This window comes from Bradyrhizobium sp. AZCC 1578 (assembly GCF_036924675.1).
Taxonomy (GTDB): Bacteria; Pseudomonadota; Alphaproteobacteria; order Rhizobiales; family Xanthobacteraceae; genus Bradyrhizobium.
The window spans coordinates 1,724,319-1,737,476 of the sequence record NZ_JAZHRZ010000001.1 but is presented as its reverse complement, the minus strand read 5'-3'; the positions used below and the strand labels follow the sequence as shown (position 1 = coordinate 1,737,476).

Below are 13,158 nucleotides of genomic sequence, written 5' to 3'. Positions count from 1 at the left end.
GCTCCTCGCAATGACGGAGAGGGCACGCCATGGCTACTGATGTTCCGGCGCACAGCCTATTCTCCGGCCCCGGCTCCGGCCTGCTCGACAACGTCGTGCTTCAACACGACAACGGCCTCGTCACGTCCATCTCGCCAGCGACGCCGTCCACAACCGGCCCGCGCTCCCTCATTCTTCCCGCCTTCGTCAACGCCCATGATCACGTGCGGCCGACCGCGTCCTCGTTCGGCGCGCTCGGCATGCCGCTGGAAAGCTGGATCCTGCGCTCTGCGCTCGGCACGCCGGTCGATCCCTATCTGACCGCGGCGTCTGCGCTGGCGCGATCGGCGCGGGCGGGTTGCGCGGCGATGATGTTGCACTACACCCGGCCAAGCGGCACGATGCCCCTGGTCGAAGAGGCAAAGGCGATTGCGCGGGCAGCGTCCGACGTCGGCATCCGCATGCCGTTTGCGCTCGCGGTACGCGACCAGAACCCGGTGGTCTATGGCGACAGCGAACCGGTGCTGTCGCAGCTCTCAAGCGACGATCGCAAGGCCATTGAGGAATTGTTCGTCCGCGTGCCGATGTCGCCAAAGGCCTATATCGAACTCACGGATGCCATCGCCTCGGCCATCGCAGGTCCAAAAGTCGATGTGCAGCTTGGCCCCGCGGGCGTGCAATGGTGCTCAAAACCGCTGCTCGAGGCGGTAGCCGAGAATTCGGCGCACACCGGGCGACGCATCCACATGCATCTCCTGGAGACAATCTATCAGCGCGCCTGGGCTGACCAGCATTTTCCGGATGGCGTCGTCCGTTATCTCCGCGACATCGGCTTCCTGTCGGAGCGGCTGACGCTGGCGCATTGCATCCACGCCCGCCCCGACGAGATCGAGATGATCGCAGCCTCCGGCGCGCGTATCGTCACCAACTTCTCCTCCAATTTGCACCTGCGCTCGGGTCTCGCGCCGATCGCCGCGGCGCACCGGTGTGGCTGCGCCATCGCGGTCGGCGTCGATGGTCTCGCGCTCGACGAAGACGACGACGTGCTGCGCGAAATGCGGCTGGTGCAGATGATGCACGGCGGCCGTGGCTTTGAGCGAACCTGGACAGCTGCCGGATTCCTCGCGCTCGCGATCGCCAATGGCCGCAAGGCGACCGGCGCGCCCGGAACGGGCGCCCTCATATCAGGCGCGCCAGCCGATTTCGTCACCATCGATCTCGATCGGCTTGACCGCGACCGGATCATGCCGGTCGATCCCATCGATCTCCTGTTCGCCCGCGGCAACGCGTCTCTCTTGCGCGACGTCGTGGTGGACGGACGGCTGATCGTTAGCGAAGGCCGTTGCACCGGTGTCGATCTCCCCGCAATCGAACGGGAGTTGCGCGGAATCTACCGGGCCAACGCAAGGCAACTCTCGCCATTTCAACGCGCCTGGCCGCTGCTCGCAGCGTCGCTGCAGGGCTGGTTCGAAGCCCAGCTCGATTGCCGGTAGAGCGCTAAGCGCCTCAGTAGCTGTGTGAATTCCGTCATGTGGAACGAAATTCCACTTGCGCAGAATCTCGGCAACGGTTCATGTCGAGTAAACAAGAAACTGCCGGTAGCCGCCTCGCGCTGCTGATTGGGGTATGGGAAGCAAGCGGGGCGAGGTGAGCCGATCGCCGCATCATTTCGCTCTGCTGTCCAGACGGAACCGTTCATGTCTTTCCACAAGCTGCTGATTGCCAACCGCGGCGAGATTGCCATCCGCATCGCGCGCGCCGCGGGCGACGCTGGCCTTGCGACGGTCGCAATCTACTCCGCCGACGACGCGCAATCGCTGCATGTCCGCGCCGCCGACGCCGCCCTTGAAATCCCCGGGCGCGGCGCGCGGGCCTATCTCGATATCGAGGCGGTGATCGCAGCCGCCAAGGCGACCGAATGCGACGCCGTGCATCCCGGCTATGGCTTCCTCAGCGAGAATGCCGGGTTGGCCCGCCGCTGCATCGAGGAAAGTATCGTCTTCGTCGGCCCGTCGCCGGAAGCGCTCGATCTGTTCGGCGACAAGGCGCAGGCCAAGGTGCTGGCAAAAAAATGCGGCGTGCCTGTTATCGAGGGCACCAGCGGGCCGACCAGCCTCGATGAGGCCAAGGCCTTCCTGGAATCGCTCGGCGCAGGCGGCGCCATCATGATCAAGGCCATCGCCGGCGGCGGTGGCCGCGGCATGCGCATCGTCGACGACGCGGGCAGGCTGGAGGAGGCCTATGCGCGCTGCCAATCCGAGGCGATGGCGGCCTTCGGCAGCGATGGCGTCTATGTCGAGCGCCTGATTCGCAATGCCCGCCACATCGAGGTGCAGGTCATCTGCGACCACCACGGCGCGATCAGCCATTTGTGGGAGCGCGAATGCACGATCCAGCGCCGCAACCAGAAGCTCATCGAGGTCGCGCCAAGCCCGTCGCTGAACGACGCCTTGCGTACGCGCATCATCGACGCCGCCAAGGAACTTGCCGCCGCCGCGAACTACGACAATCTCGGCACTTTCGAATTCCTCGTCGATAACGACGCCAGGACCAGCGACAAGGCGTTTGCCTTTATCGAGGCCAATCCGCGGCTGCAGGTGGAGCATACCGTTACCGAGGAGGTGCTCGGCCTCGATCTCGTGCAGTCGCAGCTTGCGGTCGCGGCCGGTGCGACGCTGGGCTCGCTCGGGCTTGCGCAGGGCTATATCCCGAGGCCGCGCGGCTTTGCGATCCAGCTCCGCGTCAACATGGAGGTGATGGACGAGACCGGCGCCACCAGGCCGACCGGCGGGACGCTGGCCGTGTTCGACCTGCCGTCCGGCCCCGGCGTGCGCGTCGATACGTTCGGTTATTCGGGTTACCGGACCAGCGCCGCCTTCGACTCGCTGCTCGCAAAGGTCATCGTGCATTCGCCAGGCGGCAACTGGACCGACGTGGTGCATAAGGCCTCGCGGACGCTGCGTGAATTTCGCATCGGCGGTGTCGCCACCAACGTTCCCTTCCTCGCGGCGATTTTGGCGCATCCGGATTTCGTCGAGAACCGTCTCAGCACCGGTTTTATCGACAAGCATGTCGCCGATCCGGTTGGCGAAACCAACACGACGGCGGAGACGGAACTGGTCGAATCCGGCAGCGCTTCCGATGACGAGACGCTCGCGATCGCGGTCGCGGCATCGGCAACCGGCCAGGCAGGTTCGGTCGCGGTGCCAGCGCCGCTGCAAGGCACGATCGTCGCGATAGACGTCGAGGAGGGAGACCTCGTTCGCCCCGGCCAGCAGATCGCCGTGCTCGAATCCATGAAGATGGAGCATCTGGTCACGGCGCCGCAGGGCGGCCGGGTGACGCAGATCGCTGCCGGCTCCGGCGTGACGCTGATGCAGGACGAGCCGATCCTCTATCTGGAGCCTGCCGAGATCGACGCCCATGATGTCACCGAGGAGGACGATATCGATCTCGACCACATCCGCCCCGACCTCGCCGAGTTGATCGAACGCCATGCCATCACGCTGGATGAAAACCGGCCGGCCTCGGTCGAACGACGGCGGAAAACCAACCAGCGCACGGCGCGCGAGAACATCGCGCACCTCGTCGATGAAGGCTCCTTCGTCGAATATGGCTCGCTCGCCATTGCCGCGCAGCGCCGCCGCCGCACGGTCGACGACCTGATCCGCAACACGCCGGCCGACGGCCTGATCTCCGGCGTCGCCACCGTGAACGCAGAAAAATTCGGCGCGGACGCCGCCCGCTGCATGGTGATCGCTTACGATTACACCGTGCTCGCCGGCACGCAAGGTCACATGAATCACAAGAAGATCGACCGCATGCTCGGCTTGGCCGAGCAATGGCGGCTGCCGCTGGTGTTCTATGCCGAAGGCGGCGGCGGCCGCCCCGGCGATGCGGACAGGCTCGGCATGACTGGCCTCGACGGGCCGTCCTTCGTGCAGTTCGCAAAGCTCTCGGGGCTGGTGCCGGTGATCGGCGTCGTCTCCGGCTATTGCTTTGCCGGCAACGCCGCGATGCTCGGCTGTTGCGACGTCATCATCGCGACGGAGAATGCCTCGATCGGCATGGGCGGACCGGCGATGATCGAGGGCGGCGGGCTCGGCGTCTATCACCCTGCTGAAGTAGGTCCGGTGTCCTTCCAGTCGCCGAACGGCGTCATCGACATTCTGGTCGAGGATGAAGCGGAGGCGACATCCGCGGCGCAGAAATATCTGTCCTACTTCCAGGGCGCGGTCGCCGACTGGAAAGCGCCGGACCAGCGCCTGCTGCGGCGGTCCATTCCGGAGAACCGGCTGCGGGTCTACGACATCCGCAGCATCATCGACCTCTTGGCCGACGAAGGCTCGGTGCTGGAGATCCGCCGGGATTTCGGCGTCGGCATGATCACCGCCTTTATCCGTATCGAGGGAAAACCGTTCGGCCTGATCGCCAACAATCCAAAGCATCTCGGCGGCGCGATCGACGCGCCGGCCGGCGACAAGGCCGCGCGCTTCATGCAGCTCTGCGACGCCTTCGACATTCCGATTATATCGCTCTGCGATACGCCGGGCTTCATGGTCGGACCCGAAGCGGAGAAAACCGCGATCGTGCGCCATGTCGCGCGCATGTTCGTGACCGGCGCCAGCCTCTCCGTGCCGCTGTTCGGCATCGTCCTGCGCAAGGGCTATGGGCTGGGCGCGCAGTCCATGATCGGCGGTGGCTTCCATGCCTCTTTCTTCACCGTGGCCTGGCCGACCGGCGAGTTCGGTGGCATGGGGCTGGAAGGCTATGTCCGGCTCGGTTTCCGCAAGGAGATGGAAGCAATCGAAGACCCGGTCGAGCGCGAGGACTATTACAAGGCCAAGGTCGCCGAACTCTACGCCAACGGCAAGGCGGTCTCGATCGCCTCGGTGCTCGAGATCGACGAAGTGATCGACCCCGCCGACACGCGGCACTGGATCATGTCCGGCCTGCGTTCGGTGCCAAAGCCGGAATTACGCAGCGGTCGCAAGCGGCCGTGTATCGATGCGTGGTGAAACACTTGACTGCGCTCCGAATAATCTCGCTGATCGATCGTTTTGTGTCGGGGGCTGACACGAGTATCGCAAGCGCGAATGAAATCGAAGCCGCCCTGGATGATGCGTTTCCCGACGACGACTATCTCCAGCAAACCGTTGAGATACTGACGATGTATCGTCCCGAGGGCGGCGAATATCTCTTCGATGCTAACGCCGTCGATACTCGCCTTCGTGAAACGAGGAGCTATCTGCTGAAGTTGATCGTCTGAGAAGGCGTAGGAGGTCCTACGGCGCCTGTGATGTGCGGGGCAAATCACTTCTGATTTTCAGAAATAATGTCAATCCGCCAAATCAAAAATATTCCGCTTCCGTTCTTCCCCAAATCAGCGGCATAACTCGCTCCGTCTCACGGCGAGATGAGGGGCGTCGGCCATCGTCACCTGACGCGCGGTGAGATGCGATGGACGCTGATGCCATGACTGACGAGTGTGGCTGAGGCGTACGGCGAAGTCGTGTGGTTCTGATGTCGCGGTGCTGGCATTAAGTCCTTTAGAAGCGAAAGCTTCTCCGGGGCGACGGTGGCAAAAAGGCCGTTCGCCGGAGAGCACGAAGTAAGCCGTAAAGCCATTGCGCAGGGAAGGCCGGGATGCTCCCGCTGTACCTGTATGCTCGTGTGCGTTTCCTTTTGCGCACTTGCACACGAGACCGCGGGTGCGGCAAGCACCCGGTCTTCCCTGCGCCCTCTGAATGAGAGGGCGGGAAGTTGAGAGCAAAGCTCGGACGCAATGCGTCGAAGGCCGCCTCATATTCAGTCGTCATCCCCGCGAAGGCGGGGATCCAGTATTCCAGAGACAGCAGTGATTGAACCGATAGGCCGCGGCGTACTGGATCCCCGCCTGGCGCGGGGATGACGATGGCATGCTGTGTCGCTACTTCCCCGTCATTGCGAGCGCAGCGAAGCAATCCATCTATCCCCGAGCCGAGACGTGGATTGCTTCGCTTCGCTCGCAATGACGGGAGGAGGCATTGCCGGCATGACGATGACGCTACCCCAGCCTCAACTCGTCATACCCCTTGGCCGCTACCTCGTCGCACCTCGCGCGATAAGCCGGCGCGCTGCCGCTGTAGCGGGCGACGATGCGCCTCTGTTTGCCTTCGACGTTGGAATTGATGCCGGTCATCCAGGAGTTGACCTCGTTGGACAGCAATCCCTCGCCGAGCGCCTTGACGTGATCGGTCCAGGATTTCACGCCCTCCGGCGTCGCTTCCAGCCGCGTCAACCCCCCTTTCATCGCGAACAGGAGCAGCCTGCTGACCCAGTCGACGCTGTACTCGATGCTGCGCGGGATGTTGCCGAGCGCGGTGTGCGGTCCCATCAGCATCAGCATGTTCGGAAATTGATGCACCATGATGCCGAGATAGGTCTCCGGGCCTTGTCGCCACTTGTCTTTCAACCGCGCGCCGCCAACCGCGCGAAAATCGATCTTGTCGAAACTGCCGGTGATGGCATCGAAACCGGTCGCATAGATGATGATGTCGAACTCGTAATCCCGTTCGCTTGTCCTGATGCCCTCAGGCGTGATCCGCTCGATCGGCGTCTCGTTGATGTCGACCAACTCGACATTGTCCTGATTGTAGACCTCGTAATAGAAGGTCTCGAGTGGCAGGCGTCGCGTACCGAAGCCGTGATTTTTCGGAATCAGCTTTTCCGCGACCGCCGAATTCTTCACGCGCTGCCGGATCTTGCGCGCGACGAAATCGGAGATCGTGGCGTTCGCCTTGCGGTCGATCAGTATATCGCGAAAATTGCCCTGCCAGATGCCGAAGCCGCGCTCGCCATAGAGCTTCTCATAAAACGCCTCGCGCTCCTCGTCCGACACCTCGAACGCGCCGCGCGGGTCCGGCGTGTGCAGGAAGCAGGCGAAGGTTTCCTGGCAACGGGCGAAGATCTCGGGATAGTCGGCCTTGATCTTCTTCTGGGTTTCGGCGTCGATCTTGCCGTTGTGCAGCGGCGCGCACCAGTTCGGCGTGCGCTGGAATACGGTGAGGTGGCCGACCTGTCCCGCAATGGTCTGGATGGTCTGCACGCCGGTCGCGCCGGTGCCGATCACGGCGACGCGCTTGCCGGCAAAGTTCACCGGCTCCTTCGGCCATCGCGCGGTATGAAAGGAGGCGCCCTTGAAATCCTCGCGGCCCTCGATCCGCGGCAGGGTAGGCGTCGACAACGGCCCGATCGCGGTGATCAGGAAGCGCGCGTCGAACCGGCTGCCGTCCTCCAGCGTAATGGTCCAGCTCCGCGTATCTTCCCCGTAAGTAGCCGCCGTCACCCGGCTCCTGAACTGGATATCCCGGCGCAGGTCGAACTTGTCGGCGACATAATTGAGATAGCGCAACGTCTCCGGCTGGCCCGCAAAATGCTCCGACCACTCCCATTCCTCCAGCAACTCCTTCGAGAACGAGTAGCCATAGGAATAGCTCTCGGAATCGAAGCGCGCGCCGGGATAGCGGTTCCAGTACCACGTGCCGCCGACATCGGTACCGGCTTCGAACACGCGCACGCGAAATCCATGCTCGCGCAGCCGGTAGAGCTGGTACAGCCCCGACATGCCCGCGCCGATGATGATGGCGTCGTAGTCCGGAATCGGCGTCGCCTCCATGCGTATGGTTTGCTCAAAAGCTACCCCGTCTCGCGTCCGCAAACAAACCTGTATCATGGCGTGGCTGGGTTGCGCGTTTGTCCCGCCAAGTCGGCCTCGCTCGGCTTTACTGCCGGCAGCATCTGCCCCTATCGTGGAGCCCAGATCGCCTTCAAGGCGACGCTAGTTCAGGGAGCGAAGCGACCGCAATGAACGACCCCGTTGACGTCCTCATCATCGGCGCCGGCGCGTCCGGCGCGGCGGTGGCGTGGAGCCTGGCTGAAACCAAAATGCATATCCTCTGCCTCGACCAGGGCGGCTGGATGAAGCCCTCGGAATATCCGAGCACGGGGCGCGACTGGGAGGCGAAATTTTATGGCGACTGGTCGACCAGCCCGAACGTCCGCGGCCGGCCCGAGGACTATCCAATCAACGACGACAACTCGCCGATCAAGGTCGTGAACTTCAGCGGTGTCGGCGGCTCGACGGTGATGTACACCGCGCATTGGCCGCGGCTGCATCCGTCCGATTTCAAGGCGAAAACGCTCGACGGCGTCGCCGACGACTGGCCGATCGACTACGACACGCTGGTACCGTTCTTCGAAGAGAACGACCGCATGATGGGGGTCTCGGGTTTGTCGGGCGATCCGTTGTCGCCGCTCACGCATCCGCCTATGCCGCCGCAGCCGCTCGGACTTTCCGGCCCGCTGATCGGCAAGGCCATGAACAAGCTCGGGTGGCATTGGTGGCCGTCGGACACCACGGTCGCGACGACGGATTACGAGGGCCGGGCGCGCTGTATCAATCTCGGCCATTGCACGCCGGCCTGCGCGCAAGGCGCCAAGGCCTCGACCGACATCACCTATTGGCCGCAGGCGATCCGCGCCGGCGTCGAGCTCAAGACCCATTGCCGCGTGCGCGAGATTCTGACCAACGAGCATGGCATGGCCTCGGGCGTCGTCTATTACGACAGGGATGACGTCGAGCAATTCCAGCCGGCCGAAGTCGTCATCATCGCCTGCAACGGCGTTGGCACGCCGCGGCTGCTCTTGAATTCGGTCTCCGGCCGCTTCCCGAATGGCCTGGCCAATTCATCCGGCCTGGTCGGCAAAAACCTGATGTTCCATCCCTATGCGCAAATCTACGGTTTTGTGAAGGAGCCGACCGATTCCAACCGCGCGCCGCCGACTTGCCTCTGGAGCAAGGAGTTTTACGACACCGATCTCTCGCGCGGCTTCGTGCGCGGCTACGGCATCCAGTTCGGCCGCGGCGCGGGGCCGGTGTTCGAAGCCGTCGCGAGCGAACAGAAGGGCATTTTGCCATGGGGCGCGGACCATCACCGCGTGTTCCGCAAGCTCAACGGCCATCGGCTCGCGGTATCTGCGATCTGCGAGGATCTGCCCGAGGAGCACAACCGCGTCACGCTCGATCCCGTGCTGAAGGACAGCCATGGGATTCCCGCGCCGAAGATCGACTACACGATCAGCGAAAACAGCCGGAAGATGATGGAGCATGGATTGGCGCGCGGCCGTGAAATTCTCGAAACCGCCGGCGCCACCGACATCTGCATCAACAACCCGATTCCCTGGGGCGGCTGGCATCTGCTCGGTACCGCGCGGATGGGCACCGATCCTGCGCGCTCGGTGGTCAACGAATGGGGGCGGTCGCACGACGTGAAAAACCTCTTCATCGTCGACGGCAGCGTGTTCGTCACGTCAGGCGGCGTGAACCCGACCTCGACCATCCAGGCGATCGCGCTCTACGTTGCCGATCAGATGAAGCAACGCCTTGCCAACCTCTTCGATTGAGACCGCGATGTCCGCAGCCAATGAACTGACCAAAGCCCAACGCGACGATCTCCGCACTATTGCTGCGATGATCATTCCCGCCAGCGACGAGTACAAGGTGCCCGGCGCCGACGATCCCGCAATCCAGGTCGACATGCTGGCGACGCTCGGCCGCGATACTGCGATGGTGCGTGCCGCGCTCGACCATCTGGCGCGTCTGGCCGGCAAGCCGCTGGCTGAGCTTGAAGCGGCGCGGCGCGATGCGATCGCGACGGAGTTCCGCGCCACCGGCGGCGTTGCGGCGGCTACGCTCGTCCGCGTCGTCCTGCAATGCTACTACCGCGACGATCGCGTGCTGCGCTCGCTCGGGCTGGAGCTTCGCGCGCCATTCCCGAAGGGCCACGTGCTGGAAGAGGGGGACTGGTCGCTGCTAGACCCCGTCAAGGCGCGGCCGGCGAAGCTCAGAAGGGCGCCCTAGCAGGCCTGCCCAGCGCTGCATGCGCGGGCACCTTGCGCAGGCGGTTCCCGACCACCATCTGATGAGGCCGAAGGAATCTCGCCATGTTGGATTATACCTCAGATATCGCCGACGACGGACTGTCGCCGCGAACGGCTGAGCCTGCCCGGGACAATGACCGGGTTTTGCTCGATGCCTATTCCAATGCCGTGATCGATGTGACCGAGCGGGTCGGTCCCGCAGTCGTGCGCGTCGAAACCGGGCCGAAGGTGCGCAGCGTGCGTGAGCGCGGCGGACTTGGGTCCGGTATCGTCATCTCGCCCGACGGTCTCGTGCTGACCAACAGCCATGTGGTCGGATCATCGAAGGAGATCAGGCTGCGCGACACCGAAGGATTCGTCACCGACGCTCACGTGCTCGGCGTCGATCCAGATACTGACCTTGCCTTGTTGCGGGCCGACGGCGCGCGCGATCTGCGTTATGCCTCGCTCGGCAATTCCAAGAGCCTGCGTCGCGGCCAACTCGTGGTCGCGATCGGCAATCCGCTCGGCTTCGAATCGACGGTGACCGCCGGCGTGGTGTCGGCGCTCGGCCGCTCGATCCGTTCGGTGAGCGGCCGGACCATCGAGGACGTGATCCAGACCGATGCTGCGCTGAATCCCGGCAATTCCGGCGGGCCGCTGGTGTCGTCGGCATCGGAGGTGATCGGCATCAACACCGCGATCATCAACGGCGCGCAGGGCATCTGCTTTGCGGTCGCCAGCAACACGGCGCAGTTCGTGCTGTCCGAGATCATCCGCCACGGCTATGTCCGCCGCGCCTATATCGGCGTTGCGGGCCAGACCGCGCCGATCCCGCGGCGGCATGCCGTGGTCGCCGGCGTCGACAACAAGATGGGGGCGCTGCTGGCGCAGATCGAGCCGGACAGCCCGGCCGCGAAGGCGGGACTGTTGCCGGGCGATGTCGTGATCAAGCTCGACGGCGTCGAGATCAACGGCGTCGACGATCTGATCCGCGCCCTCGATCGCGACCGTATCGGGCGGACGCTCGCGATGGATGTATTGCGCATGGGAAGATTGCGGGCGATCGACATCCACCCGGTGGAGCGCAAACAGGTGGCGCGGCAGTGATGCTGCTCACCCTCTCCCACAAGGGGAGGGAAGAAACGGAGTTCGCTGCTACTGCCGCAACGCCGCCAGCAACTCGTCGGGCGCTTCGGCCATGATCATGTGGCCGGCGCCGGGAACGATGACGATCCGCGCATTCGGCGTCGCCGCCGCCAGCGCCTTGCCGCCCTTGGCTGGCGTCATCATGTCGCGCTCGCCGAGAATGAAGGTGACGGGCACCTTCACCTGCGCGGCTGCTGCGAGTGCGTTCTGATAGGAGTTGCAGGCATTGAGATCGCTGTAGAGCACGCCCGGCCGCGTCTGCTGCAGCACGCGCTGCGCGCCCTGATGCATCCACAGTCCCGGCGCAAGACTGCCGCCGAGCTCGGCCTTGAAGCCGAGGCCCCAGATCGAGACCATGTCGATGGCATCAGGGTTGTTGACCTCGGCGGCCTTGAGCAGATCGGGGCCTACCGTCATCGCAGCAGCGGTGCCGATCAGGCTGAGGCCGGACACCTTGTCGGGATGACGCGCGGACGTCTCCAGTGCGATCAGCGAGCCCATCGAATGGCCGATGAGCTTCGCCTTCGGCGCACCCGCAGCGTCGAGCAGCGCGGCAGTCCAGTCGGCCATATCGGCGATAGTCGGCAGCGGGCTGCCTCCCGAACGGCCATGGCCGGGCAAATCGGGCGCCAGCACGGCGTAGCCGTGATGGGCGAACCAGCGGCTGTGCAGCGCCCAGGTCGAATGATCGAACCCCGCGCCGTGTAGCATCACCACCGCGGGCAGCGACGGATCGAACGGACGGCCGCCGGTCGCGACGAAGACATCAGCACCGTTGACGGAAAGCTGCATGGGTCAAACCTTCTGCGATGCGCGAAGCGCCTGGCCGAGATCATCGATGATGTCGGAAACGGCCTCAATTCCGATCGACAGCCGCACCAGCTCCTCGCCGACCCCGGCGGCCTTCAACTGCGCTGCATCCATCTGCTGATGCGTGGTGCTGGCGGGGTGAATGACCAGCGTCTTGGCGTCGCCGACATTGGCGAGATGGCTGATCATCCTGAGCGACTCGATGAATTTTTTGCCCGCCGCGCGGCCACCCTTGATGCCGAAAGAGACGATCGATCCGGCGCCGCGCGGCAACAGCCGCTTCGCGAGCTGATGGTCGGGATGATTTTCCAGCGCCGGATGCAGCACCCACTCGACCGCCTTGTTGGCGCTCAGCGCTTCGAGCACCGCAAGCGTGTTGCTCATGTGGCGCTCCATCCGCACGCCGAGCGTCTCGACGCCCTGCAGCAGTTGAAACGCGTTGGTCGGTGACAGGCAGGCGCCGAAGTCGCGCAGGCCCTCGGTGCGGGCGCGCATGATGAAGGCAGCCTGGCCGAACTGTTCGTCGAAAACGATGCCGTGATAGCCGGCATAGGGCTCGGTGAGCTGCGGGAATTTGCCCGACGCGTGCCAGTCGAACCGGCCGCCATCGACGATGACGCCGCCAATGGCGATGCCGTGGCCGCCGATCCATTTGGTCGCGGAGTTCATCACGATGTCGGCGCCGAGCTCGATCGGGCGGCTGAGGAACGGCGTCGCAAAGGTGTTGTCGATCAGCAGCGGAATCTTGGCGTCATGCGCGATCTGGGCGACCGCCGGGATATCCAGCACTTCCATTCCGGGATTGCCGATGGTCTCGCCGATCACCAGCCGCGTATTCGGCTTGATCGCGGCGCGGAATTCATCGAGCGCGCGCGGTTTGACGAACGTCGTCGTGATGCCGAAGCGCGGCAGCGTGTGCGCCAGCAAATTGATGGTGCCGCCATAGAGCGAGGCGGAGGCGACGATGTGGTCGCCGGCGTTGAGGATCGTCGCGATCGCCAGATGCATCGCGGCCATGCCGCTTGCCGTGCAGATCGCGCCGACGCCGGCTTCCAGCGCCGCCAGCCGCTCCTCGAGCACGGCGGTCGTGGGATTGGAAATCCGGGTGTAGATGTGTCCGGCGCGCTCCAGGTTGAACAGCGCCGCGGCGTGGTCGGAGTCCTGGAATACGTAGGAGGTGGTCTGGTAAATCGGAACGGCGCGGGCGCCGGTCGCGGGATCCGGGCGCTGGCCGGCATGCAGGGTCAGGGTTTCGAAAGCAGGCGGCTTGGGTGCGGGCATGCGGGGCTCGTCAGATCAAGTGGTGGCGGGAAAGTATGT

9 protein-coding genes are annotated in these 13,158 nt (G+C 64.2%); 6 read left to right on the top strand and 3 right to left on the bottom strand.

What is annotated here, in order from left to right:
• Positions 1–29: 29 nt before the first annotated feature.
• From V1290_RS08745 to V1290_RS08735, 3 genes are all read left to right on the top strand, one after another.
• Positions 30–1,472, top strand: a complete 1,443-nt coding sequence (locus V1290_RS08745) for an amidohydrolase family protein (RefSeq protein WP_334364024.1) — start codon at positions 30–32, stop codon at positions 1,470–1,472.
• A 204-nt stretch (positions 1,473–1,676) separates the two neighbouring features.
• Entirely contained in the window at positions 1,677–4,997 is a 3,321-nt protein-coding gene (locus V1290_RS08740; protein ID WP_334364023.1) for a carboxyl transferase domain-containing protein, read from the top strand.
• 5 nt (positions 4,998–5,002) lie between these two features.
• Entirely contained in the window at positions 5,003–5,248 is a 246-nt protein-coding gene (locus V1290_RS08735) for a hypothetical protein (RefSeq protein ID WP_334364022.1), read from the top strand.
• Positions 5,249–6,025: 777 nt separating this feature from the next.
• Here V1290_RS08735 and V1290_RS08730 read toward each other — a convergent pair.
• Positions 6,026–7,636, bottom strand: a complete 1,611-nt coding sequence (locus V1290_RS08730) for a flavin-containing monooxygenase (protein ID WP_334364021.1) — start codon at positions 7,634–7,636, stop codon at positions 6,026–6,028.
• 188 nt (positions 7,637–7,824) lie between these two features.
• On the opposite strand from V1290_RS08730, the gene V1290_RS08725 reads away from it, so the two are divergent.
• The 3 genes from V1290_RS08725 (at position 7,825) to V1290_RS08715 (ending at position 10,989) form a co-directional block, all read left to right on the top strand.
• Positions 7,825–9,423 carry a GMC family oxidoreductase gene (locus V1290_RS08725; RefSeq protein ID WP_334364020.1) on the top strand — a complete coding sequence of 533 codons (1,599 nt, stop codon included), beginning with the start codon at positions 7,825–7,827 and terminating at the stop codon, positions 9,421–9,423.
• 7 nt (positions 9,424–9,430) lie between these two features.
• Positions 9,431–9,880, top strand: coding sequence for a hypothetical protein (locus V1290_RS08720; protein ID WP_334364019.1), 450 nt, complete (start codon positions 9,431–9,433; stop codon positions 9,878–9,880).
• Positions 9,881–9,963: 83 nt separating this feature from the next.
• Positions 9,964–10,989 (top strand): S1C family serine protease, encoded by a 1,026-nt coding sequence (locus tag V1290_RS08715; RefSeq protein ID WP_334364018.1) that lies wholly within the window; start codon positions 9,964–9,966, stop codon positions 10,987–10,989.
• A gap of 48 nt (positions 10,990–11,037) precedes the next feature.
• On the opposite strand, the gene V1290_RS08710 is transcribed toward V1290_RS08715, so the two are convergent.
• Both V1290_RS08710 and V1290_RS08705 read right to left on the bottom strand, forming a co-directional pair.
• The gene (locus V1290_RS08710; RefSeq protein ID WP_334364017.1) at positions 11,038–11,820 is read right to left on the bottom strand and encodes an alpha/beta fold hydrolase; all 783 of its coding nucleotides are present in this window, start codon (positions 11,818–11,820) and stop codon (positions 11,038–11,040) included.
• 3 nt (positions 11,821–11,823) lie between these two features.
• Positions 11,824–13,119 (bottom strand): O-acetylhomoserine aminocarboxypropyltransferase, encoded by a 1,296-nt coding sequence (locus tag V1290_RS08705; RefSeq protein WP_334364016.1) that lies wholly within the window; start codon positions 13,117–13,119, stop codon positions 11,824–11,826.
• Between the last annotated feature and the right edge of the window lie 39 nt (positions 13,120–13,158).